Origin of the sequence: Pseudomonas syringae group sp. J254-4 (genome assembly GCF_032586855.1) — a bacterium.
GTDB lineage: Bacteria > Pseudomonadota > Gammaproteobacteria > Pseudomonadales > Pseudomonadaceae > Aquipseudomonas > Aquipseudomonas amygdali.
In genome coordinates, this window is record NZ_JAWHOO010000008.1 from 172,109 (window position 1) to 196,767 (window position 24,659).

General features: G+C 58.5%; 21 protein-coding genes and 1 pseudogene. 12 read left to right on the forward strand and 10 right to left on the reverse strand.

Annotation, left to right across the window (positions count from 1 at the left end):
- Positions 1-2: 2 nt before the first annotated feature.
- Positions 3-3,485 (reverse strand): indolepyruvate ferredoxin oxidoreductase family protein, encoded by a 3,483-nt coding sequence (locus RYB09_RS12610; RefSeq protein ID WP_316888698.1) that lies wholly within the window; start codon positions 3,483-3,485, stop codon positions 3-5.
- 172 nt (positions 3,486-3,657) lie between these two features.
- On the opposite strand from RYB09_RS12610, the gene RYB09_RS12615 reads away from it, so the two are divergent.
- From RYB09_RS12615 to RYB09_RS12625, 3 genes are all read left to right on the forward strand, one after another.
- Positions 3,658-4,125 carry an Lrp/AsnC family transcriptional regulator gene (locus RYB09_RS12615; RefSeq protein ID WP_002553253.1) on the forward strand — a complete coding sequence of 156 codons (468 nt, stop codon included), beginning with the start codon at positions 3,658-3,660 and terminating at the stop codon, positions 4,123-4,125.
- A 493-nt stretch (positions 4,126-4,618) separates the two neighbouring features.
- Positions 4,619-5,152, forward strand: a complete 534-nt coding sequence (locus RYB09_RS12620) for a DUF4880 domain-containing protein (protein ID WP_058402255.1) — start codon at positions 4,619-4,621, stop codon at positions 5,150-5,152.
- A gap of 100 nt (positions 5,153-5,252) precedes the next feature.
- Positions 5,253-6,389 carry a M14-type cytosolic carboxypeptidase gene (locus tag RYB09_RS12625; protein ID WP_122280822.1) on the forward strand — a complete coding sequence of 379 codons (1,137 nt, stop codon included), beginning with the start codon at positions 5,253-5,255 and terminating at the stop codon, positions 6,387-6,389.
- Positions 6,390-6,423: 34 nt separating this feature from the next.
- On the opposite strand, the gene RYB09_RS12630 is transcribed toward RYB09_RS12625, so the two are convergent.
- Positions 6,424-7,653 carry an MFS transporter gene (locus RYB09_RS12630; protein WP_122280823.1) on the reverse strand — a complete coding sequence of 410 codons (1,230 nt, stop codon included), beginning with the start codon at positions 7,651-7,653 and terminating at the stop codon, positions 6,424-6,426.
- Between the two features lie 106 nt (positions 7,654-7,759).
- On the opposite strand from RYB09_RS12630, the gene RYB09_RS12635 reads away from it, so the two are divergent.
- A complete protein-coding gene (locus RYB09_RS12635; RefSeq protein WP_002553247.1) occupies positions 7,760-8,305 on the forward strand; it encodes a TetR/AcrR family transcriptional regulator in 546 nt (181 codons plus the stop codon).
- 79 nt (positions 8,306-8,384) lie between these two features.
- The gene (locus tag RYB09_RS12640) at positions 8,385-9,689 is read left to right on the forward strand and encodes a leucine-rich repeat-containing protein kinase family protein (protein ID WP_122280824.1); all 1,305 of its coding nucleotides are present in this window, start codon (positions 8,385-8,387) and stop codon (positions 9,687-9,689) included.
- Between the two features lie 20 nt (positions 9,690-9,709).
- Here RYB09_RS12640 and RYB09_RS12645 read toward each other — a convergent pair whose 3' ends face one another.
- Positions 9,710-10,414, reverse strand: coding sequence for a YebC/PmpR family DNA-binding transcriptional regulator (locus RYB09_RS12645; RefSeq protein ID WP_122259478.1), 705 nt, complete (start codon positions 10,412-10,414; stop codon positions 9,710-9,712).
- 325 nt (positions 10,415-10,739) lie between these two features.
- Between RYB09_RS12645 and RYB09_RS12650 the strand changes: the two genes are divergently transcribed.
- Positions 10,740-12,380, forward strand: coding sequence for a type VI secretion system Vgr family protein (locus RYB09_RS12650; protein ID WP_316888701.1), 1,641 nt, complete (start codon positions 10,740-10,742; stop codon positions 12,378-12,380).
- Here RYB09_RS12650 and RYB09_RS12655 read toward each other — a convergent pair.
- Both RYB09_RS12655 and RYB09_RS12660 read right to left on the reverse strand, forming a co-directional pair.
- Positions 12,320-13,093: an enoyl-CoA hydratase gene (locus RYB09_RS12655; RefSeq protein WP_122259480.1), complete on the reverse strand. Its 774-nt coding sequence runs from the start codon at positions 13,091-13,093 to the stop codon at positions 12,320-12,322. The genes RYB09_RS12650 and RYB09_RS12655 overlap by 61 nt on opposite strands.
- A 91-nt stretch (positions 13,094-13,184) precedes the next feature.
- Entirely contained in the window at positions 13,185-14,393 is a 1,209-nt protein-coding gene (locus RYB09_RS12660; protein WP_122259481.1) for an acetyl-CoA C-acyltransferase, read from the reverse strand.
- A 174-nt stretch (positions 14,394-14,567) separates the two neighbouring features.
- Between RYB09_RS12660 and RYB09_RS12665 the strand changes: the two genes are divergently transcribed.
- Together RYB09_RS12665 and RYB09_RS12670 are read left to right on the forward strand one after the other, a co-directional pair.
- Complete coding sequence (locus RYB09_RS12665; protein ID WP_002553242.1) at positions 14,568-15,047, forward strand: LEA type 2 family protein; 480 nt, start codon at positions 14,568-14,570, stop codon at positions 15,045-15,047.
- 190 nt (positions 15,048-15,237) lie between these two features.
- On the forward strand, positions 15,238-16,056 hold the full coding sequence (locus RYB09_RS12670; RefSeq protein ID WP_410478307.1) for a glycoside hydrolase family protein: 819 nt from the start codon (positions 15,238-15,240) through the stop codon (positions 16,054-16,056).
- Between the two features lie 37 nt (positions 16,057-16,093).
- Here RYB09_RS12670 and RYB09_RS12675 read toward each other — a convergent pair.
- A pseudogene (locus RYB09_RS12675) lies at positions 16,094-16,411 on the reverse strand (hypothetical protein); the annotation flags it as partial.
- A gap of 553 nt (positions 16,412-16,964) precedes the next feature.
- On the opposite strand from RYB09_RS12675, the gene RYB09_RS12680 reads away from it, so the two are divergent.
- Both RYB09_RS12680 and RYB09_RS12685 read left to right on the forward strand, forming a co-directional pair.
- Positions 16,965-17,207: a hypothetical protein gene (locus RYB09_RS12680; protein WP_058408177.1), complete on the forward strand. Its 243-nt coding sequence runs from the start codon at positions 16,965-16,967 to the stop codon at positions 17,205-17,207.
- A complete protein-coding gene (locus RYB09_RS12685; protein ID WP_122259484.1) occupies positions 17,204-19,945 on the forward strand; it encodes a beta-glucosidase in 2,742 nt (913 codons plus the stop codon). The genes RYB09_RS12680 and RYB09_RS12685 overlap by 4 nt, the downstream gene beginning before the upstream one ends.
- Before the next feature lie 16 nt (positions 19,946-19,961).
- Here the strand turns inward: RYB09_RS12685 and RYB09_RS12690 are convergent, their stop codons facing one another.
- From RYB09_RS12690 to RYB09_RS12700, 3 genes are all read right to left on the reverse strand, one after another.
- Entirely contained in the window at positions 19,962-20,612 is a 651-nt protein-coding gene (locus tag RYB09_RS12690; RefSeq protein WP_058402244.1) for a TetR/AcrR family transcriptional regulator, read from the reverse strand.
- A 22-nt stretch (positions 20,613-20,634) separates the two neighbouring features.
- Complete coding sequence (locus RYB09_RS12695; RefSeq protein WP_316888709.1) at positions 20,635-21,996, reverse strand: MATE family efflux transporter; 1,362 nt, start codon at positions 21,994-21,996, stop codon at positions 20,635-20,637.
- Positions 21,997-22,135: 139 nt separating this feature from the next.
- On the reverse strand, positions 22,136-22,390 hold the full coding sequence (locus RYB09_RS12700) for a hypothetical protein (RefSeq protein ID WP_002553235.1): 255 nt from the start codon (positions 22,388-22,390) through the stop codon (positions 22,136-22,138).
- A 153-nt stretch (positions 22,391-22,543) separates the two neighbouring features.
- Between RYB09_RS12700 and RYB09_RS12705 the strand changes: the two genes are divergently transcribed.
- The gene (locus tag RYB09_RS12705; RefSeq protein WP_002553234.1) at positions 22,544-22,861 is read left to right on the forward strand and encodes a YqjD family protein; all 318 of its coding nucleotides are present in this window, start codon (positions 22,544-22,546) and stop codon (positions 22,859-22,861) included.
- 88 nt (positions 22,862-22,949) lie between these two features.
- On the opposite strand, the gene RYB09_RS12710 is transcribed toward RYB09_RS12705, so the two are convergent.
- Entirely contained in the window at positions 22,950-23,306 is a 357-nt protein-coding gene (locus RYB09_RS12710) for a hypothetical protein (protein WP_058408180.1), read from the reverse strand.
- A 267-nt stretch (positions 23,307-23,573) separates the two neighbouring features.
- On the opposite strand from RYB09_RS12710, the gene RYB09_RS12715 reads away from it, so the two are divergent.
- A complete protein-coding gene (locus tag RYB09_RS12715; protein WP_005745200.1) occupies positions 23,574-24,644 on the forward strand; it encodes a M4 family metallopeptidase in 1,071 nt (356 codons plus the stop codon).
- The last annotated feature ends 15 nt before the right edge of the window (positions 24,645-24,659 follow it).

Here is a 24,659-nt window from a genome sequence, read left to right on the forward strand (position 1 = left end):
CGTCAGGCAGCCGCCTCGTACAACTTCGGCGCAACCACTTCGCCACTTTCCAGACTCTTGCGCAGAATGTCGGCCTGTAATGCAGTCGCTTTCATGGCGCTCTCCTTGATATAGCCATAGCCACGAATTCGCTCCGGCAGACGTGCCAGGCTCAAGGCGGTATGGCGGTTCTGTGCTTGCAGGTGCTGAAGAATCAGCTCGATGTCACGCACGTAACCGTCAATCAGATCCCTCTCCTGTTTGCGCTCAAGGCTGTGGCCGAACGGATCGAGCGCTGTGCCACGGAGGAATTTGAATTTTGCCAGTACGTTGAACGCGCGCAGCATCCAGGGGCCGAAACTGCGTTTGCGCGGCAGGCCGTTGTGCGGATCGCGTTTTGCCAGCCATGACGGTGCCAAGTGGAATTCCAGCCGATAATCGCCTTCAAACTGCGCTTCCAGCTGGCGGGTGAACTCGCCGTTGCTGTACAGCCGCGCCACTTCGTACTCGTCCTTATAGGCCAGCAATTTGAAATAGTTGAACGCAATCGCCTCAGAGAGCATCGGCTGCTGACCGGGGAACACCCGTGATTCGGTATCGCGCACACGTTGCACCAGCTCCACATAGCGCTTGGCATAGGCGCCGTTCTGATACGCCTTCAAGGTTTCGACATTGCTCTGAATACGCTGATCCAGGTCCATTGGCTGCGGCTCGCTGACCTTCTGCTGCGGATTGACGAAGGCTTCGACCGCCGCAGGATCATGGGCGGTACGACGGCCCCAGAGAAACGCCTGCTGGTTGAGATTGACTGCCACCCCGTTGAGTTCGATCGCCTTTTCGATGGCCGCCGAGGTCAGCGGAATCAGGCCTAGCTGAAACGCGTAACCGAGCATGAACAGGTTACTGGCGATGCTGTCACCCATCAGCCGGGTGGCCAGCGATGTGGCTTCGACAAAGTGGGTTTTCGCAGCGCCGACCGCCTCGATGATGGTCTGCTTCATGGCCTCGGCCGGAAACACGGCATCCGGGTTGCGCGTAAACTCGGCAGTCGGCGTTTGCTGGCTGTTGACCACTGCGTGGGAAATCTTGCTGTCGAGCTTGGCGATTGCATCCGGACCGGCAGCCACCAGTAAGTCACAGCCGAGCAGCAGGTGCGCCTCGCCGGCTGCGATACGCACCGCGAACAAGTCCTGCTGGCGCGCTGCAATACGGATATGGCTGACCACCGGGCCGAATTTCTGTGCCAAACCGGCCTGATCCAGCACGCTGCAGCCCTTGCCTTCCAGATTAGCGGCATAACCCAGCATTGCACCGACGGTGGTCACGCCTGTGCCGCCAACCCCCGGCAACAGAATATTGAACGGCCGCTCCAGCGACGGCAGTACTGGTTCGGGCAAGCGAGCGAACGCCTCGACCTGCGTGGGCAATGCAGGCTTGCGCAGCTTGCCGCCATGCACGGTGACGAAGCTTGGGCAGAAACCTTCGACGCAGCTGAAATCCTTGTTGCAGGCGCTCTGATCGATTTCGCGCTTGCGGCCCTGCGCCGTTTCCTTGGGCTGCACGGACAGGCAACCGGATTTGACCCCGCAGTCGCCGCAGCCCTCACATACGGCCGGGTTGATCAACGCACGCTTTTCCAGATCAGGCATGGTGCCGCGTTTGCGACGGCGGCGCTTTTCAGTCGCACAGGTCTGGTCGTAGATGATCACCGACACACCTTTGAACTCACGCAACTCGCGCTGCACGCTGTCCAGATCACGCCGATGATGGAAGGTGGTAATCGGCGCGAAATCCTGCCGGCTCGGGTACTTGTCCGGCTCGTCGGAGACCAGTGCGATGCGCTGCACGCCCTCGTTGAACACCTGGCGGCTCAGTTGATCGACGCGCAGCACGCCATCGATTGGCTGGCCACCGGTCATGGCAACGGCATCGTTGTAGAGGATCTTGTAGGTGATATTGACCTTGGAGGCCACGGCTGCACGCAGCGCCAGATGCCCGGAATGAAAGTAAGTACCGTCGCCCAGATTCTGGAAGACGTGAGGTGTTTCGGTGAACGGTGCCTGACCGATCCAGGTCACGCCCTCGCCGCCCATCTGGGTGAAGGTATCGGTTTCGCGATCCATCCAGATGGTCATGTAATGGCAGCCGATCCCGGCCAGGGCGCGACTGCCCTCCGGAACCCGTGTCGAGGTGTTATGCGGGCAGCCGGAGCAGAAATGCGGAGTGCGCTGGGTGGTGAACAGCGGCGCCTGCAACGCTTGCTCCTTGTCGCTGAGAAACTGCAGGCGCGCCTCGATCTGCGGGCTGCTGTAGAACGGCGCAAGACGCTTGGCGATGACCCTGGCGATCATTGCCGGGGTCAGCTCGCTGAGGTTCGGCAGCAGTGAGCGGCCCTGTTCATCGAACTCACCGACCACCACCGGGCGGCGGTCCACGGGCCAGTTGTAGAGCTGCCCGGTCAGTTGATCTTCGATGACACTGCGTTTTTCCTCGACCACCAGAATTTCATCCAGCCCTTCAGCAAAGTCGTGCACCGACACCGGTTCCAGCGGCCAGCTCATGCCAACCTTGAGCACGCGAATCCCGACCTGGTCGCACAGCTCCTGATCGATACCCAGCTCTTCAAGCGCCTGACGCACATCCAGATAGGACTTGCCGGTAGTAATGATGCCCAGCCTGGGCTGTGCTGAATCGATAACCACCTTGTTAAGCTGATTGGCGCGGGCGAAGGCCCTGGCCGCATAGATCTTGTAGGTGTTGAGCCGCGCTTCCTGGGCCAGCGGCGGGTCCGGCCAGCGGATGTGCAAACCGCCTTCCGGCAGTGCGAAATCTTCCGGAATGCGCGTTTTGACCCGCAACGGGTCAACCTCGACCACGGCCGAAGAATCCACGTTTTCGGCAATGGTCTTCATCGCCACCCAGCAACCGCTGTAACGCGACAATTCCCAGCCGATGATGCCGTAGTCGAGAATTTCCTGAACGTTACTGGGGTTGAGTACCGGAATCATCGAAGCAATAAAAGCATGTTCGCTCTGATGGGCAATGGTCGATGATTTGCAGCCGTGGTCATCGCCCGCAAGAATCAGCACACCGCCATTGGCTGCAACGCCTGCCGAGTTGCCGTGCTTGAAGACATCCCCGCAACGGTCCACGCCCGGGCCTTTGCCGTACCAGAGGGCAAACACGCCATCGTATTTACCGTGGGGGAACAGGTTGACCTGCTGACTGCCCCAGACGGCCGTAGCCGCCAGTTCTTCGTTGATGCCCGGCTGAAAATGGATGGCGTTTTGTTGCAGGTAGTCCTTGGCGTCCCAAAGGCTTTTGTCCAGATTGCCCAACGGCGAGCCGCGGTAGCCGGAAATAAAACCGGCGGTATTCAGGCCCTTCGCTTCATCACGTTGTTTTTGCAGCATCGGCAGGCGAGTCAGGGCCTGTGTGCCGGTCAGGTACAGATTGCCGGTGGCAAGCCGGTATTTATCATCCAGACGAATATCAGCCAGGGACATGCGCATACCTCTCTTGTTCTTATAAGTCAGGTCATTTGCACCGGGACGGTCCTGCCCGGCAGCCTTGCAACTAGACTGCCAGCAGCAAAGAGGCTTTTTCTTTCTAAATGCGTGCAAATCTGCTGATATTGAGCATGCTTTTTTCGACCAGAACAAAAAACAAGGTCAATTCATGCAGCCTAAATTGAGCCCCATCGATCGCAAGATTCTTCGTCTTCTGCAACATGACGCCAGCCTGTCTGCGGCAGAAATCGCCGAACGGGTCGAGTTATCGCAATCGCCCTGCTGGCGGCGCATCCACCGGCTTCAGGAAGACGGAGTGATAGAACGCACTGTCGCCCTGCTCAGCACTCAGAAGCTCGGCCTGAGCATGACCGTGTTTGTCGAGGTCAAGCTGTCGGGCCATGGCCGGCGCTATCTGGCCGAATTCGAAGAGGCAATCATCGGCCACCCGGAGGTGCTGGAGTGCTACACCATGGCCGGAGGGATGGATTTCATGCTCAAGGTGGTTGCTCAGGACATCGCCAGCTATGAGCGCTTCCTGCGCGATCATTTGCTGCAGTTACCGCACGTACATGAGGCCCATTCGAACATTGCCATGAGCACGGTTAAACGCACCACGGAGTTGCCGCTGGACTAGAGGGTATCGGGTGGGAACGAAAAAGAAAAATCCGCCGAGCAGGCGCTGGCGGATTATCTGGGTCGATGAGGGCAATAAAAACATTTGACTTGCAAATGATAATGATTATTATTGCATCAGCGGGTCGCGAGATCCGCTGGATAACCTGGAAGTCTTAGGTCGGCTTCCTGATTATCTCCTCATCAGGCTAATCACGGTTTTTGACCCGGCTTTTTGCCGGGTCTTTTTTTGGTTCTTTCTTTTGGTTTCGCTGCTTCAGGCTAATGAAGTCTGGGTGCTGCGCAGGTGTGTAGCAATGCCGCAGATCATAGCAAAGCAACCCTGATACGGGTCATGTTTTTGCAGCGAAAATGCCCGAATAAGGCATATAAAAAGTAAATGCTGCAACTTTTCACTTGAGAATGATTCTCGTATTCACTAGTCTACCCTTGTCACGGACGATGCCTGTCATTGCAAGGAACAATCCCCATGGAAGATCAGCGAGCGATACATCATGAGTAATCAGCTCCCTTCTTTGCTGCACCTCCCCGCCCGCCTGCCTGAGCCGCAAGCCACGCCGCAGGTCATCGAACTCGGCCACCGGCTGGGCAAGCTTTCGCGCCGTACCCGGCAAATATTCCTGCTCAGCCGGCTTGATGGTCTGGCGTATGCCGACATCGCTCGCTTCATGGATGTCGATATCGCCCGGGTAGAGCGCGCGATGCTTCGCGCACTGGGCAAGGCGTATCTTCAGAGCACCGATGACAGCCGTGCCATTCAGGATCAGGCCAGCCGCTGGTACGTGCACTTGCAGAGCCCTGCTGCAACGGCCAGCGAACGCATCGAATTTCGCCACTGGCTGGACGCCGATGCCGCACACCTTTCAGCATTCCAGAACAGCGAGCGCATGTGGCGCCAGTTGCAGGCCCCCGCCTTGTTGCTCGGAGCGTCCGGCTGGCATCGGCGCAAGCGTCGTGCCTATCTGGTGTGGTGCCTGCTGACGGCATTCATCTGCAGCCTGATGGTCACCGCCGAGGCTATTTCCTGACACGGGATGACCGTTGCGATGAAGTTTACGTCGCAAGGTGCCCGGTTGATCGGTGTACAGTAGCTGCCTGAAAAGGCATCTACGTACGCAGGCACCCATCTTGACCCTCACGATCAGTTCAGATTTCGACAGCGGCAATATTCAGGTTCTCAACTCCAGCGACCCGGCGCATATAAGCCTGGCGATCCGGCCAGACACGCAAAGTGCGCATTTCCAGTGGTTTCATTTCAAGACAGAAGGCCTGAACGTCGGCCAGACCTATGGTTTCAGCCTGACCAATGCCAGCGAGTCCACCTTCAACAGTGCCTGGACCGGCTACCACGCCGTGGCGTCCTACGACCATGAGAACTGGTTTCGGGTAGCGTCTGATTTCGACGGCAAGGCACTGAACTTCAGCCTTGCGCCTGATCAACCGCAGGTCTGGTTTGCGTACTTCGAACCCTACAGCCGTGAACGCCATGACTGGCTGATCGGGCAGGCCCAGCAAAAGGCCGGCGCACACTTGCTGGCTGTCGGCAAAAGTGTCGAAGGTCGTGATATTCAGTTGCTGCGCAAAGGTGACGGCGCCGAAGGCAAGCGCAAGATCTGGATGATTGCCCAGCAGCATCCCGGCGAGCACATGGCTGAATGGTTCATGGAAGGCGTGATCGAACGCCTTCAGCAAAAAGACGACGCAGTGCTGCAGCAATTACTCGCCAATGCGGACCTGTATCTGGTGCCCAACGTCAACCCGGACGGCGCCTTTCATGGCCACTTGCGTACCAATGCCAACGGCAAGGATCTCAACCGCGCTTGGCAGGACAGCACTGAAGAACAAAGCCCGGAAGTCTTCTTCATCAAGCAGCAGATGGAAAAATACGGCGTGGACATGTTCCTCGATGTGCATGGTGACGAGGAAATCCCGTACGTATTCACCGCCGCGTGTGAGGGCAACCCGGGGTATACCGCGCATCAACGCCAGCTTGAAGAGCGCTTCCGCAGCCGTCTGTGCGAGGTCAGCGAGAACTTCCAGACGGTCTACGGCTACCCGCGCAGCGCGCCCGGCCAGGCCAATATGAACCTGGCGGCAAATGCAGTGGGCGAACGCTATAAATGCCTGGCGCTGACGCTGGAGATGCCGTTCAAGGACCACGATAACGCGCCGGACACGGTGACAGGCTGGTCGGGCAAACGCTCCGCGCAACTGGCCGGGGATGTATTGACCGTACTGGCCGAGATGGTTAACGACCTGCGCTGAGGGCTCCTGCCTGTCGGCGAACCGAAATGCCCACTCAAACGTGGGCATTTTTGTTTTTGCTGGCCGTACGGCGCACGATCAAACTCGCCAAGGCGATCAATGCCAGCGTGATCACCACTGCTCCGTAGACATTGCTGGTCATCACCAGCCCTGCCGAGTGGGCAAAGAACCCGGCAACCAGTGCAGGTATGCAGAAGGCCAGGTAGCTAAGCACCAGAAAGGCCGACATCAGCCCTCCCCGCTCATGGGCATGCGCGGTTGGCATGAGCATCCGCAGTGCACCGAGAAAACTTGATCCGAAACCGATGCCCGCCACCACCGCACCGACGAAGAACAGCCACAACATGCCCAGGTTCACCGCCAGCAGAATGACCGCCACACCGAGCGGCAAAAAGCTTGCACCTACCCACAAGCCCAACACCGGCTCGCGCTGACGCAAGCTCAGAATTGCCAGTGCGCCGCTGAGCGTCAGCGCCGCAACCGCCAGGCCACCGTTGAGTGGCGAGTTCGAGCCAGTCGCCGCTGCCAGCAAGGACGGGCTCAGCGACAGGAAAAAGCCGCCCAGTGCCCACGCGGCTATATCCACCGGCAGTACCAGCAATAACATACGCCGCGACTGCTGCGGAACGTGCAGCGATGGCTTGAGGGATTGCCAGACGCCTGGCTGGCGGCTGACGGTTTCCGCCACTCGACCAAGGTAAATCGCCTGCGCCACAAAGGCGGCCAGCAGGAAGCAGTAACCCAGCACCAGTGGTAACGGCGCGAACTGCACCAGCAGTGCCGTGCCCAGCGCACCCACCGCCATGCCGAGCATGGGCGAGATGCTGTTGATCAGCGGCCCTTTGACTGAATCGCTGTCCAGCAAGGCAGCCCCCAATGCACTGGCGGCGAACCCTGTAGCAAACCCCTGCAACAGACGCGCGGCCATCAGCCAGGTAACATCGCTGGCGAAAATGAACAGCAGCATCGAAACGATTTGCAGCAGCAAGGCACCGAAAATCACCGGACGCCGCCCCAGGTAATCAGACAACGAGCCGCCGATCAGCAAGGCAGCCAACAGGCTGAATGCATACACTGCAAAAATCAGGGTGAGCACGCCGGAAGAGAAGCCCCATGCCTCCTGATAGAGGTGATAAAGCGGCGTGGGTGTGCTGGACGCGGCAAAGAAGCACAGTGTGGTGAAAGCCAGAAACCCGAGGTGGCTTCGCGCCCGACCATCAGACTTGAGGTCTGATAGCGTCGAACCTTGTGAAGAAAGGGACATGAATACGCTCTCCGCCAATGCAACCCGTTAAAGCCATAAATTAGCTTTTGCGGAGTGTGCGACGCAGAAGCGCTTAAAGCAAATACTTTGTGTTAAGGTCCGCCGTATGGCTATCAAAGAAGCAGTACGCACCGGAGGCCGTAGCGCCCGCGTGCAGGAATCCATTCACCGCGCGGTCCGCGATTTGTTGCTGGAGCATGATCGTTCGGCGCTCAGCGTGCCAATGATCGCGCTCCGGGCAGGCGTTACGCCGTCGACCATTTATCGCCGCTGGGGTGACTTGACCACGTTGCTGGCAGACGCCGCCATTGAGCATCTGCGCCCAGATGCGCCAATAGATCAAGGCAGTCTGCACCAGGACCTGCTGACCTGGAGCGAAATGTATCTCGACGAAATGTCTTCGACCCCAGGTCGCGCCCTGATGCGTGATGTGGTTGCAAGCACCTCTGGCTGTGTCGGCAGGTGCGCGGCAATGGTCCGTGAGCAATTGCAGGTCATGATTGACCGTGCGACTGCTCGCGGCGAAGCCTCGCCAACCGCCGACGACCTGATTGATGCCATTGTTGCGCCGATGATCTACCGGATTCTTTACTCCGAATCGGCCCCCACGCCCGAACGCGTGCGTCAATGGGTGGAGCGCTGCCTGAGCTGAGGCAACGCTTGCAGCAGTCAGTGGCTGAAACACCCGTTATGATGCGCGCCTTGTACGATATCCATGACCGAGCCTATTCATGCACACCCTCGCAGATCTACGCGCCGGCAAGCTGGCAGGTATCAAACGACTTGACCTTTCCTGCGGCCTGAGCGAATTCCCGGTCGAGGTATTCGACCTGGCGGACACCCTGGAAGTATTGAACCTCAGCGGCAACTCGTTGACTTCGCTGCCTGACGACCTGTGCCGCCTTACCCGGCTGCGCGTGCTGTTCGCTTCAGACAACGCCTTCACGCACCTGCCGGAAAGCATCGGCCAATGCCAGCAGCTGCAGATTGTCGGCCTCAAGGCCAATCGCATTGAGCAGGTCAGCGCCGCAGCACTGCCGCCGCGCCTGCGCTGGCTGATACTGACCGATAACTGTATCGAGTACCTGCCTGATGAACTGGGCCGTCGCCCGGACCTGCAAAAGCTCATGCTCGCTGGCAACCGCTTGCGTACGTTGCCCGCGACCCTCGCTGATTGCCACAACCTGGAGCTGATCCGCATTGCGGCCAATCGCCTGACCGAGCTGCCGGACTGGCTGCTGAGCCTGCCTGCCCTGGCATGGCTTGCCTATGCCGACAATCCACTGTGCGCCGAGCACCGGCCCGAGCCGATCCGTCAGATCCCGTGGCATCAGTTGAGCATCGGTCAGCGCCTGGGCGAAGGCGCTTCCGGGATCATTCAGCAGGCGCTCTGGCAGGATGTAAACGATGAGCGAATGACGGCGGTCAAGCTGTACAAGGGCAATGTCACCAGCGATGGCTCACCGCTCAATGAAATGGCCGCCTGCATCGCCGCTGGCCGTCACGCCAACCTGATCGAGGTGCTCGGGCAGATCAGCGGGCATCCCGATCAGCAGCGTGGCCTGGTCATGGAACTGATAGCGCCTAACTTCGGCAATCTTGCCGGGCCGCCGAGCCTGGAATCCTGTACCCGCGATGTCTATGCCCGCGAAACACGCTTTTCGCTGCCGGTGCTGTTACGTATTGCCGAAGGCATCGGGTCGGCCACTGCGCACCTGCATGCCAACGGCATCACGCATGGCGACCTTTATGGCCACAACATTCTTGTGCAAGAGGATGGCAACTGCCTGCTGAGCGACTTCGGCGCGGCGTCGTTTCACCCGTCAGCGGTACAGGGAAAGGCGCTGGAGCGCATCGAAACACGGGCATTCGGTATCTTGCTGGGAGAATTGCTGGAGCGCTGCGATGTAGATGAGCAGAACCAGAACGTCATCAAGGGGCTAAAGGCGCTTCAGGCGAGTTGCGTGCAGCCTGATTGCCAGCGACGACCGTCACTGGCGGAGATTCTTCTACAGATAAAAGCATGGAGCGCATAACGCGCTCCATTACACAGTGATCAGCCTGCAAGACCCACGTAAACGTTCTGCACGTCATCGTGATTGTCGATGGCTTCGAGAAACGCTTCGACTTCGGCCATCTGCTCCTCGGTCAGGCCGTCCACGGTGCTTTTCGGGCGATAACCCAATTGCGCCGACTGCACGGTGAAACCAAACTCAGGGAGCGCCTTGCAGACCGCATCCATGTCCGTGGATTCGGTGAGGAACAGCGTTGCGCCCTCTTCACCTGGCTCGAAATCCTGGGCACCGGCTTCGATTGCCGCCAGCTCTGAATCTGCGTCCGGTGAAGCCGGTACGGCCTCGATCATGCCCTGGTACAGAAAGTCCCACGATACCGAGCCCGCAGCACCCAACTGGCCCTTGCGGAACAGCACGCGAATTTCCGAGACCGTACGATTGATGTTATCGGTCAGGCACTCGACGATCACCGGCACGCGATGCGGCGCAAAGCCTTCGTAGGTCAGACGCTCGAAGTTGACGCTCTCACCCAGCAGGCCTGCGCCTTTCTTGATGGCACGCTCCAGGGTTTCGCGCGGCATCGAAGCCTTTTTGGCCTGTTCCACTACCAGCCGCAGACGCGAGTTCATGTCCGGGTCTGCGCCAGCCCGTGCGGCGATCATGATCTCCTTGGACAGCTTGCCAAACGTGCGTCCCTTGGCATTGGCTGCCGCTTCTTTATGCTTGACCTTCCACTGTGCGCCCATGTCTGCTCTCTTGATTCGCTAGGCACCTCGCCGCCTGCGTCTGCACGACTGACAGAACGCGGCGCTGGCAAGGCGCTGAAAAAGGGTCACCGGCAAATACCCTGTCCGGCGCGGCGCATTTTATACGCGATCACGGCAGATGAAACCCCCGCCGCGCACATTGCTCGAACGAACTCGCCAAGATGGCTGCCAATCGGGCCGACGGCAATCATCCGCTTTCCATCACTGCTTGTAGTCTTTTTCCGAAAAACCTTGCAGCAATGCTTTTAGGCCAAGGTATTCCGTAACCTGCGCACCCTGATTTTGAAGGTAGAGAGCCCCGCAGATGCGCAAGGACCTGCAAATGCCAATCATACTGGCGATTACCGACTGCCAGACGGATCTGCATGTCATCAGCTTCACCGGCCGTGACGCTCTCAATGAAGCGTATCGCTTCGACATCTGGCTGATCGGCGACCCTCTTCTGGATGTGCGCAGCCTGCTGCACCGAGAAGCGTTTTTGAGGTTCGGTGAGCTGCGCAGCGGCGTGCATGGCCAGATCTGCCATGCGGCCCGAATCCACAACGGGGCTCGCGTGAGCCTTTATCACCTGATCCTGATGCCCAGCCTTGGCAAGCTTGCAGCCCATCGGCACCGGCGCATCTATCAGGATATTGCGCCTCCTCAGTTGATCGCTCAGTTGCTTGAAACACACGGTATTGGCGCAAACGCTTACTGCTTCGAGCACATGAACGGTCTTTACCCGGCCAGACCGCTGCATATCCAGTACGACGAAAGCGATCTGCACCTGCTGCAACGCCTGTGCGAAGAAGAAGGCATTCATTTCCGTTTCGAACATCGTCAGAGCGGCCATCGGCTGGTGTTCTCGGATGACTCTGCAAGCTTTCCGGCACAGCCCGTACCCTTTCGCTTCAAGCCCCAGGAACAGTCAGGCGCATCGACCGGGACGCTCTTGCACATGGCAGAAGTACTGACGCTTCCAGACGTTTCGCGACAACCCGCCCCAGGCCTGAAGCAGACGCAGCCCCCCTCGTCAAAGCACGACGAGAACGCCACAACGCCCGCAGCCAATCATGCATTTCAACCGTCAGGCGTTCGCGGCCCAATCAGCCAGGAAGAGGCGCTGGGTCGCCAGCGCGGCATGCGCGAGCTGGAGCGCCTGCGCTGCGAACGGCGCGACGTCAGCGGGCGCAGCAACCGGTCTGGCTTGCGCAGTGGCGAAGTCATACAGGTGCTTGATCACCCGGAGCCATTGCTTAACGATCAATGGTTGCTGACCGAAGTGCTGCACGCAGGTCGGCAATTACAGGTGCTCAGAGGTGCAGTCGCCCATGATGCCCTGGCAATCCTGCGCATCCTCACCGACGAGCAGCGCACATCGCCCGCAGCCGCACAGCTATCAGGCAATGGCTATGGCAACCGTTTCAAAGCCATCCCCTGGGCGATGCCGTTTCGCCCCTCAGCCAGACATCCTCGACCGGCCGCCACAGGCGATCATGTAGCCACGCTGCAAGACAACGACACGCACGCAAAGCAGCCCGGTTATCGACCGGTTCGTTTCGACTGGCAAGCACAACACCACGCAGACCGACCCAACCCGCGCTGGGCGATGGCGCTGGTCGCCTGCCGCGAGATTCATCAGTTGCTGCCTGGCTCACGCGTACTGGTCCGTTACCTGGACAATAATCCCGAGCGCCCGGTCATCTGCGCAGCCCTGTCACCAGCTGAACACGCGTCGCAAGAAAGTCTGTGGCACGGCGACCAGTCTGCAAAACCAGCCGATTGCATTCGACTTGCGAGCGGCGAGCACCTGCGCGTTACAACAGATAGCGAGTTGATTGTTCGCGGGCAGACGGCCGAGCTGCATATTGATGCGCAGCACATCCAGATTCTGGGTCGCGTAGATCAGCAGTCCTTGAAATCCGGCTGGCGCTTGTCGATAAACGCGTTCATGCCCTCCTTCTGATCGTGACTGGCGAAGGCTGCGTGAAACACCCGGCGCTCGAACCGGATGCCTTCGGCCAGACTGACCTCGAACGCGCGGTTGACGCTCTCCTTGACCATCATCGCCACCGGCAGGGACTTGCCGGCGATCACCGCCGCTACCGCGAGGGCTTCCGGCAGCAACTGTTCAAGTGGCACTACCCGCGCAACCAGCCCGGCACGTTCGGCTTCGTGAGCATCGATCAGGCGACCGGTCAGGCACATTTCCATGGCTTTGGCCTTGCCGACGGCGCGAGTCAGACGCTGCGTCCCGCCCATGCCCGGCAATACACCGAGATTGATCTCCGGCTGCCCGAATCTGGCGTTTTCAGCCGCCAGAATGAAATCGCACATCAACGCCAGCTCACAACCGCCACCCAACGCAAAACCGGCCACTGCCGCCACGATGGGTTTGCGTCGCGTGGCCACCCGGTCACTTTCACGAAACAGGTCGTCAAGGTAGATTTGCGGGTAGGACAGGTCGACCATTTCCTTGATATCTGCACCGGCAGCAAAGGCTTTTTCCGAACCGGTCAGCACGATGCAGCCGATGGCACTGTCTGCTTCGAACTGGTCGAGTGCATGGTTCAGCTCGTCAATCAATTGAGCATTCAATGCATTCAGTGCCTTGGGACGGTTCAGCGTGATCACGCCAACCTTACCTATAATCTCACTTAGAATTGTCTCGTAAGACATTGATAAATATCCTTTTAAATTAATAACCACGCACAGCCATAAAATCTAGAATCTACATTTACAAAAACTCGTAAGCCTTTGAATAAATTACCTAATAAATGATTTCTAAGGCGACAGCAGTGGCCTCTCCGCCACCGATACAGATAGCCGCCATCCCGCGCTTGAGCTGCCTGCGCTGCAGGGCCGCCAACAACGTCACAATGATCCGTGCGCCCGAAGCGCCTATCGGATGCCCCAGCGCGCACGCCCCGCCGTTGACGTTGACCTTCTCGTGCGCAAGGCCCAGCTCACTCATCGCTAACAGCGGCACAACTGCAAACGCTTCGTTGATCTCGAACAGATCGACGTCGGCCAGCGCCCAGCCTGTCTTGCTCAGCAGACGCTGAATGGCGCCTATCGGTGCGGTTGGAAACAGGCCCGGCTGGTCGGCAAATGCCGCGTGTGCGTAAAACACCGCCAAGGGCCGCAACCCTCGCCGCTGCGCTTCGGACTGACGCATCAACAGCAGTGCTGCGGCGCCATCGGAAATTGAGCTGGAGTTGGCTGCCGTAACCGTACCACCCTCGCGAAAAGCGGGTTTGAGCGTCGGGATCTTGTCCGGACGCGCCTTGGGCGGTTGTTCATCGTGAATGATCTGCCTGGACTCTTTACCCACGGTGACCTGCACCGGAACGATTTCGGCGTCGAAATGACCGTCAGCGATGGCCTCCTGCGCGCGGGCCAGTGACGCCAGAGCGAAGGCATCCTGCGCCTCGCGACTGAAACCGTTCAACCCGGCGCAGTCTTCGGCGAAAGTACCCATCAACCGACCCGGTTCATAGGCATCCTCAAGGCCGTCAAGAAACATATGGTCCAGCACCTTGCCGTGCCCCATGCGGTAGCCATTGCGCGCGCGGTCCAGCAGGTAAGGTGCATTGGACATGCTCTCCATGCCACCAGCCACTACCACCGCCGTGCTGTCTGCCATCAACAGGTCATGGGCCATGATTGCGGTCTGCATACCGGAACCGCACATCTTGTTGACCGTGCTGCACAGCGTCGCATTGCCTAGCCCGGCCCCCAGTGCAGCTTGTCGAGCGGGCGCTTGACCGAGGCCTGCCGGCAGCACACAACCAAACAGCACATGCTGCACGTCTGCACTTTCAATGCCTGCCCGCTCGACGGCTGCGCGGATGGCGATCGAACCCAGTTCTGTGGCACTCAGGCTCTGCAGATCACCCTGAAAACCGCCCATGGGCGTGCGCGCAGCGCTGACAATGACCACTGGGTCTTGATGAAGGGGTGTCCTTTCGATGGACATGATTATCTCCAGTCTTGTTTTTATAGGAACGGTCGAATCATCAACCTGCGGCCTTGCGGACGCAATGGTTGAAACAGGCAGATTAGCGGGTATCCCGGCATTGCGCCCGACAGGACGAATCTCTCATGGCAGACGAGGTCTGAAGATGACTGAACCCGACGCTGGAGCACACGAATGTCGCTACGCCCGATCCGCGCCCTGCTCTCAGGCCTGCTTATCCTTGGTCTGAGCGCGTGTGCACTCATCCCCCATCGAGACCCGCTGACGATCAACGTCGTCGGTATCGAACCCGTCCCCGGGCAAGGACTTGAACTGCGCATGGCGGTCACATTGCGGGTGCAGAACCCGAACGAAACCGAGATCAACTACACCGGTGTGGCGTTGGATCTGGACGTGAACGGCAAGCTGCTCGCCTCTGGTGTGAGCAACCAGAAAGGCACCGTAGGACGCTTCTCCGAGGCAGTGCTGGTGGTGCCGGTCAGCGTGTCGGCGTTCGCCGCCTTGCGCCAGGCGCTGGGGCTCAGTCAGAGCCAGCGTCTGGACAATCTGCCCTATACGCTTCGCGGCAAACTGGCTGGCGGCCTGTTCGGCACGATGCGTTTCAGTGACAGCGGCACGCTGGATTTGCGCCAGGCCGAGGGAGATCCCTGGTAACAAGTGATTATGGGTGGCAATGCCTGTCCGGGTTCTGGCAGGGTAAACGGGACAATACAGGTGGCGTGCTTTCTGCTGGCTGACTGCTGCGCATGCCCTGCGTCTCCCCACCCTCAAGGAAGATTTGCCAATGCCCTCGCATAACCCGTCAGCACGCTTTTTCCCGACCTTTCTGGCCCTTGTGACGCTGATGCTCAGCCTGTGCATGGCACCGACATGGGCTGCAGAAAAAAGCGCCAAGCGCGGCATTGCCTACAACGTCGCCCTGCCCGCCGACCTGAGTGCGTTATCTTCGGGCGTGAGCTGGTGGTACAACTGGAGTCCCAGACCCCATGACCGGCTGGCATCGTACGATTATGCGTCGATGTACGGTGTGGATTTCATCCCGATGGTATGGAACGGCAACGTTGACGACGGTCAGTTGAAGCAATACCTGCTGGCCCATCCCGCCATCCGCTATTTGCTGGTGATCAATGAGCCGAATCTGCTCGACCAGGCCAACATGACGCCCGAAGCGGCGGCCAGCTTCTGGCCGAGGCTGGAACAGATCGCGGCTCAAACCGGCGTGAAACTGGTGGGGCCAGCGATGAACTGGGGAACCATGCCGGGCTACGGCGACCCGGTGGTGTGGCTCGATGCCTTCTACACAGCCTATAGATCAATGAATCAGAATCGGGACCCGCGCATCGATTACCTGGCTTTTCACTGGTACGACTATGGTTTACCGGGAATGCTTGACCGGCTGTCGAAGTACGGAAAACCCTTCTGGGTAACCGAGTTTGCCAATTGGCACGCCCTGGATGACGGTGCGCAGATTGATACGGTCGAAAAGCAGAAGCAGCAGATGGCCGAGATGGTCGCCACGCTTGAACAGCGCCCGGACGTGTTCAGGTACGCGTGGTTCACCGGCCGGATGAACCCGGACCCGCACTTTTCCAGCTTGCTGGACGCTGAGGGCAAGCTGACCGAACTGGGCCAGTACTATCTCTCGCTGCCGTATAGCGAGTGACACTGCGCTGATTGACTACAGGGTCTTCACAGCTGGCAAGCGAGGCTGCGCCGATCTCGGTCAGGCCGCTGATGATGTGCTGGGTATAAGGAAATGACTGATCGGGCTCCAGGACTCTTGCCGAGATCAGAAGCCCCTCCCTGACCAGCGTGTCGACCGCTCCAATACAAACGTGGATGGCCGGCGCACGAGCGTACGCGCGCACCAGCTCCCGGTAGATCTGACCAAACGTAAGTTTTTGAGGTTTGTTCGAGCACGATCGCTTGACGATGCTCAAGATCGCGAGGTCAACGCGTGGACATTCGTAACTCACCGCATTTGCCTTTAACGTAATGAAGCCTGACGCGCAAAACAGTGGACACCCGATACCGTTCTTCCCGACCCGCACAATACACGCTTAACTCTAAATAAAGCTGTTCACAAAGCGTCATTTCTTGCGCACTTCGCAGAACACTCTATTTATTGAAACGCATTAAAAAACAACCATTGAGCCCATCAATAGTTTATAGGAACGACCTGAACAGACTGTAAGTCGCTTATGTTTGACGCACGCAAAAGCGTTAGATTGCAAAGCTTATCAGATCACTAAACCTAACGACAGTTAGGTTTATTAAAAAGCAATTAAAACCTAAAAATCATGATATTTCTAACCAATAAAACCAGTTTAAACGACAAAATAGCTATTTATCCCTATAAAAATCGTCAACCCACTTGCTTTTCCTCAAGAAAATTCTTATGAAGGCCAACTGACATCATTTAATAAAAACAGGGTTAGTAATACTTTATCCACCGGTGAACTTTTTACTGTCTCGCTGGACTTACTGTTCAGCCAAGCGATGTGTCATTGCGACAGCCGTCTGTTTTTCTCCTGCAAACCATTAATCGAGATGCAATCGATGACTAGAACCATGCTGTCTGTTTTCAGTGCAGTACTTTTGTGCGCGCACAGTGTCTGCGCACTGTCAGCGGACTCAACTTCCAGCACAAATACCGCTGTGTCCGATCAAAAGATCCGGACGCAGGTGGAAGCCAAGCGCGACCAGTTATCAGGCGCCGACAAGATCAACCCGGCTCAACAACAGAGTTCGTCGTCCCTGCTCGAAGCGCCGGTGGACACTGACGACGCCCCTGCCCAGGCACAACGACCATGAACAACCTCAATCAACCGATCACATCGACCGGAAGGACACTTGCCTTGTCAGCTTTCAAACAGACCCTGGGCCTGAGTCTGCTGACGTTCAGCGTCATGCAGGCCAACCTGGCACTCGCCGCCGTGACCCCGGCGACCGGCAACGAAGTCGAAGCGCGCGTCAGCTCGATTCTCGACAACATGAACCAGTCGGAAAAGATCAACTTCACCCGCGTCGACGACGGCCACATGATCCCGTCCCTGCTCAAGTGGGGCATCAAGGGCACCGTGGCGTATGACTCGTCCATGGGGGTACACGTCAACAACGCCACGTTCGGCGCGCAATACCCTTCGCAGTCTGCGCTGGCAGCGACCTGGAGCATAAACCGGGCCAAGGAATTCGGCCTGGCCATCGCTTATGAGACACGCATTTCCGGCGGCCAGCAGATGCTGTCGCCAGGCGTCAACCTGTACCGCACGCCCTACAACGGTCGTTCGGCAGAGTATGTCAGCGGTGAGGACCCGTTCCTCGGCGCGGTACTGGCACCGGCCATTGTCAACGGCATTCAGGCCCAAGGTATCCAGGCCAGCGGCAAGCATTACCTGGCCAACGAGCAGGAAGCCAATCGTCAGGCAGTCGACATCAAGGTCGATGAGCGCACCCTGCGTGAACTGTACTTGCCGGGCTTCGAGTCGATGGTGAAGAACGCCAATGTCGCCTCGATCATGTGCGGTTTCAACAAGGTCAACGGCGACTATGCCTGTGAAAACCATCACCTGATCACTGAAGTGCTTAAGGGCGAATGGGGCTTCCAGGGCATGGTCATCAGTGACTTCAACGCCATTCACGATGCGTTCAAGGGCGCGTGGGCCGGTACTGACATCGACATGCCATCCGGCCTGCAGTTTACCGAAGCCAAACTGCTGCCTTACCTGTGGAGCGGGCAACTGACCCAGAACGTGATCGACGACAAGGTCAAACGTAACCTGCGCGCCATCGTCAGCTACGACCTTCAGGAAAACCTCAACACCGCCAAGACCCTGGAGCATCCCGAGTACGGCATGCGTGCTGCGCTGAATACCGCGCGCGAATCCATCGTATTGCTGCGCAACGAAAACACCGCTGCAGGCAAACCGCTGCTGCCGCTGGCGCGCTCGGCGAAAATCGCCGTCATCGGCAACTGGGCCCACGATGTCCCGGCATCCCCTTTCGGCACCGCTAACTCGCCGCCCAACAGCTATGTAACCGAGCTGAGCGGCCTGCAGCAACTGGCGTCCAGCAGCTCCGATGTCACCTACCTCTCGGAAATGAGCCTGAATCCGGCCAGTTCAGTGTGGTATCAGCCGGCAACCGGCGACAACGGAATCAGCAACACCGGGGTAAAAGCCGAGTACTTCTCCAACACCAGTTTTTCCGGCGACCCGGTGCTGACGCGCGTGGAACCAGGCTTGAACCTGAACTGGACCACCGGCAGCAACGTCACCAACGCAGGCAGTACTGCGGTGTCTGGCTTCAGCCCATCACCCGGCGCATTCTCGGCGCGGTTTACCACCACCATCAAACCAACCGTCTCGGGCGCTCAGGTGTTCAAGGTGCGGGCAGACGGCCCGTACAAGCTGTGGGTCAACGATGAACTCGTGCTGCAGAGCGACGGCGTGCCTTACTCCGGTGACGTAGTGAACGCGCTGACAACGTCGGGGAAAACCGCAGCATTGTCGGCTGGCAAGACCTACAGTGTGAAGCTGGAATACCAGCGTTTACAAGGCAACTTCATCCCGGTACTGGGCAGCCTGACGGGCGTGCAGATGAGCTGGGCGTCGTTGCGTCCGCCAAAAGACCTGTCGAAATACGATGCAGTCGTGGTTGCTACAGGGAACACGTCCGAGAACGAAGGCGAAGGCTCTGACCACGGCTTCGATCTGCCCGATCAACAGGCTGAACTGATCAGCTTCGTCGCCAAGGCCAACCCCAACACCATCGTCGTCATGCACGGCGGCGGCGTGGCCAACATGCAGCCTTGGGCAAACAAGGTGGGCGCTACGCTGCAAGCCTGGTTCCCAGGCCAGCAAGGCGGTCAGGCGCTGGCTGAGATCCTCTATGGCAAGGTCAACCCGTCGGGCAAGTTGCCGGTCACGATCGACAAAAAAATCGAGGATAACCCAAGCTACGCCTCCTATCCGGATCCGGCTGCCTATCGCGGCAGCAATCCGCTGACCGAAATGACCTACAGCGAAGGCCTGTACATGGGTTATCGCGGCTATGACAAGAAACACGCCAAGCCGCTCTACCCGTTCGGTTATGGCCTGTCCTACACCACGTTCAGCTACAGCGACCTGAAACTGTCGACCAACGTGCTGACGCCGGGCTCGACAATCGACGTCAAATTCACCGTGACCAATACGGGTGACAAGGCAGGCTTCGAAGTGGCACAGCTGTATGTGCAGCCGGTCAAACCTGCGGTGGACCGTCCGGAGAAAGAGCTCAAGGGCTTCACCAAGGTGTACCTGCAACCCGGCGAGAGCAAGACTGTCAGCGTACCGATAGACTCCCGCTCGCTGGCCTACTACGTCGACAAGACGGCAAGCTGGGACGTGGACGCCGGGAAGTTCAAGATTCTCGTGGGTGCAGACTCGGAGAACCTGACCCTCAACAGGACGCTGATCACCCTGTACCCGGAAAAACTGACCACCCGTGACAGCAACCCGCTGCCACTGCCACTGCGCAAGGCAGTCCAGGTCAGCGCGGCACAGACTTACTGATGCACCCCGTCAAGGCTCAGGGATGAGCCTTGATATCCCTGCCCAGACGCTGAACGTAGATATCAAAAACCGCCATGACGTCGACGTCTTGCGGGCTTCTCAGCCACTGAATCTGCAAACCGTCCATGACCGAGAAGATTTCCTGGGCCAGGGCTTTGACATTGATGTCGGCACGCACTTCCCCCGCCTCTATCAACGCCTGCAAATGGCCGCGTGCATGCTCATGGGTCAGCTGGAATCGCTCGCGATGCCATTCCCATGCGGGATGCGACTTCGACAGGCTCTCGGTATTCATCAGCAGTGCCGCCTGACACTCGTCGGCATTCTCGATACTGAAGCTCATGCTCAGCTTCAGAAATTTCAAAAACCCTTCAAGCGTCGGTTCGGTCACCAGATCCTGAAAGCGTGACGTAACCCGCTGATCCCTGCGCTCCAGCAACGCAGCGAGCAAGGCTTCCTTGTTGGGGAAATGGTGCAGCAAGCCGACGGTGGTGATGCCGGCAAGCAATGCAACCTCGCGCATTGATGCACTCGAATAGCCGTCCCTGGCGAAAACAACCGTGGCGGCATCCAGCAAGGCCTTTCTGCGCATGTCACCCTTGGGCGCACGACGGCGCTTGGGCGCAGCTGTTTCTTCGGATTCATTCCCTGATTCTTCGATAACCATAAAAACCTGATAACGCCTTGATTCAATGTACCCCGATGCTGGTTACCGGGGCCCTGCTGGTAAAAAACCGCTTCGCTGTCAGTGAAGCTGTGGTGATGGAGATCAGCGCAATGATCGCATTACCGATAAACATGCCAGGCAATGCACCACTGCTGCCGAACCAGTGAATACCGGCGAATACGAAGGGCACTGTACCCGCTGTTGCCCTGAGCCAGGCAAACACCGCCACCCACCATGACTTGTTCATGGTTATGAATACGGCGATGGCGACGAAATCCAGACCAATCAAAACCCAGAGGCCGCCGCCCCACAAGCAAAAGGCCATGAACACAGCGCGGGCCTCGGCTCCCAACTGGTAGAGATCGGCAATCATGCCGCTACACAGCACCAGCATCAACCAGACTACCAGCCCGTAACAGACCACCAGCCGCCGGGTAAAGATGACCGCAGAACGTACGCGATCATCGCGGTTCGCACCAATATTCTGGCCAAGCACCGGGGCCAGCGCGCCGGGCAAAGCAAAAAAGGCGCAATACGAAAACTGCAGGACCCGATCCAGCACTGCCATGGCGGCCAGGGCGGAGGTGCCGAATGCCGAAAGCGAGGCGACAAGATAAGCCAAACCGACCGGTGTCGCCAGATTCGCCGCCATGGCAGGAAGCGCAAGCCTGAAGGTACGCACGGCATGCAGGCGCAGCAGTTTCAGATTGCGTGTGAAGACCATCCCTATGCGGCTGCGCACCCAATACAGGCCGATGGAAGCGGACACCGCTGCCGATATGGCAAAGGCGATGCCTGCGCCGTTCAGCCCCAGGTCCAGCACAAAGATGAACAGCGGGTCTGCGACCGCCAGCGTGGCGGCCGCTGAGAGCACCACTGCCAGCGCCCGACGGTTATCACCGGTGGTTCTGAGCATCTGCGCCGACATCTGCATCACGGCCTGTAGCACGGTAAAAGGCAGTGTCAGCCAGATGAAACTGCGCGCCGCCTCGTAAGTGGCTGCCTCGGCCCCCAGCCAGTGGGTAATCGGCACCACCAGCGCCAACTGCGTGACAGACGCCAGAGCGGCGACCGTGACTACCATCAGCATGAGGCTGCCGGTCAATCGAGGGATGGACTTCACCGCACGATGACCGATGCGCTCCGACAATACTGAAGTCGCAGCGATGATCACGCCGGTCACCAGCGCGCTGTTGAAAAAAATCAGCACCTTGGCGATGCCGACCGCAGCCAGAAGCACAGGGTCATGCAGCATCGAGACATAGACCAGCGTCAGTATGTCAACGAGAAAAACCGCAAACAGGCTCAAGGCACTGGTACTGGCGGTGACGACGATGTGGCGCGCTACGCTGCCCTGGGTGAATCTTGCGCTGGCTTGGGCCATCAATGTTCTCAAAAGGCCTGGTCAGCCCGGCATGCAAGGCATTCCCATGCAAGTGCATGAGGAACGGAAGTTTGTAACCGTCATGCCAACGCTGGCACGAGCAACGATCACCGCCAAATGCGAGGGTCGCTGTCGCGGGCTACTTGCTCGCCGCCACCAGACGATTCACTTCACTGCGAACCATGTTGGCGTATTCCGGCGGGCTCATCGTGTCCAGTTCGGAACGTACCCATTCGGACCACTTGCCCTTGCGCTTGGCGCGCTCGCCCATCAAGCGTGCAGCCTCACTCTTGGCCTTGCCCAGATTGCTCTGCCAGAGGTCGAACAAACGGGATTTCTCGTCTTCAAGAGCGGTACGTTCGGGGAGCGGCCGATTGGCCAGATTGAAACTCATCACAGTCACCTACGGCTAAAAACGGCTGCATCTTACACCCGTAAGGGGCGTTACCTGCAGAGTCTTGCGTCGGGTCATTCAAGCAATTGCAACTTTTCAGGATGCGCGAGACTCCATTGATCACTGTTGCCATCACTTGAAAGGAAGATACCCATGGCTCGTAAGACCCCTGCTCAACAAGCTGCCGATCAAATCAAGGATCAGGCATTCAGTGACCTGCAGGCACTGATCGAAGAATCCGACAAATTGCTCAAGGAAAGCGCTGCGCTGGTTGGCGAAGAAGCAGAAACACTGCGCGCACAACTGAGCCTCAAGCTGAAGCAGGCACTGGATTCGATGGCCAGCGTGCGCGACCGCACCAAACCAGTCGTTGAAGCGACCGAAACCTACATCGGTGGTCACCCGTGGCAAACCGTGGCTATTTCTGCAGGCTTCGGCCTGGTAGTCGGCCTGCTGCTGGGTCGTCGTTGATCGACAGCCGCTGATGAGACGCATCGCGGGCCTGGACACGGGCCCGCAATGCCTGATGCTGCTGCAACGATGGTGTAGGTCTGATGAATTACCTTAAGCGGGCGTGCTGTACCACCGACGGCTCGGCAAACCGGTGGGATTTGCTCACTTTGGCCTGCAACAACACGCGCTGTTCCTCGGCCTGGGCCTGGCTTTCATAAGGTCCGATCAATAATTGCTGTTTACCGTCGATATCCACGATGACGGGGGCGTAGCTGCGTTCCAGCAGCCAGGCGCTGGTATCGCTCACCGCCTCGCGCGAATTCATCTGAATGAACCACTGTGGCGTGGAGACCGGAGCAGTAAGAGCCGCATCCTGGGCTTTTTCCCTGGCGGGCGCACGCGAGCTGCCTGCATCGCATCCGGCCAGAGCCAGTACCACTATCATCATTACCGTCTTGCGCACGTAGGTCTGCTCCTCGTCTGAAGTGGCGCGAGTCTAACATTCCCGCAACGCCCGTTGATGGACTGTGTCGAGGTGTCGCATGCCCGACCAAAGGGCATTGGGCACTGGCCATGCGCTGTTCTCGCAACAATCAGTTATATTTTTTGCGATCACTGGTCATGTGATCAGCTATTTCTTTGCATATAAACGCAACATGAAGTGTCAAACGCCTGCGACCATGTTGACCGATGGCTTGCCGCCGTTGGTGCATTAGAACAGGAGTTCATCATGTGCGACGACCGTAACCCCCTGCATTGCTTCATTCCGCCTTATATGCTCGAGCGTATGGCGCAGTCCCCCAAGACTCTGGTCAGCGCCCGGGCCATTGCCAATCTGACGAGCAGCTCGGCGTTCCTGGCATCAAGACTTTCAGCCCGAACCATGCCCTCCATGCACGCGATCAAATCGCCTGACGGTCGAAAGCACCGCGTGATTCACGATGCCAAGGGAACCGACGATCTTCCCGGCGCTGTGGCTCGCAAGGAGGGCCAAGCCCCGACTGGCGACAAGGCAACCGATGAAGCCTACGACGGTTCCGGCGATGTCTACGATTTCTACGCGGAACTGTTCGAGCGCAATTCGCTGGACGACAGTGGCATGTCCCTGGTGTCTACGGTGCACGTCGCCGAGGTGGACTTCAATGGCGACCATGTACCGCTGAGCAACGCCTACTGGAATGGCAGCCAGATGGCGTATGGCGACGGTGATGATCTGGTCTTCAAGCGCTTCACCGGCAGCCTGGAAGTAATAGGCCATGAACTGACCCACGGGGTGCAGAGTTTCACCTCGAACCTGGACTACCGCGGACAGTCCGGAGCCCTCAACGAGCATTTCGCCGATGTCTTCGGCATGCTGGTGCGTCAATGGAAACAGGGCACCAGCGCCGCCGAGTCGGACTGGGTAGTCGGCAAGGAATTGTTAGTTCCTGCCCCTACACGACGGGGCATTCGCGATATGGAAAAACCGGGCACCGCCTACTCCAACGATCCAGACCTGGGCGATGACCCGCAACCGGCAACGATGGCCGACCTGTACACTGGCGCCAAGGATCGCGGCGGCGTACACATCAATTCGGGCATCCCCAATCGGGCGTTCGTGCTGGTTGCCAAGGCGCTGGGCGGAAATGCCTGGGAAGTGGCGGGCAGAATCTGGTATGAAACGATGCTGGAGCTGGCGTCTGACAGTCAGTTTGTCGACTGCGCCAGAGCCAGCATAAAAATCGCCTCGGACTCACGCTTCGGCCCAAAAGCCAAAAAAGCCGTACAAGCGGCCTGGAAGGAAGTCGGGGTCAAGGTTTAGCCGAAGTGCAACCAC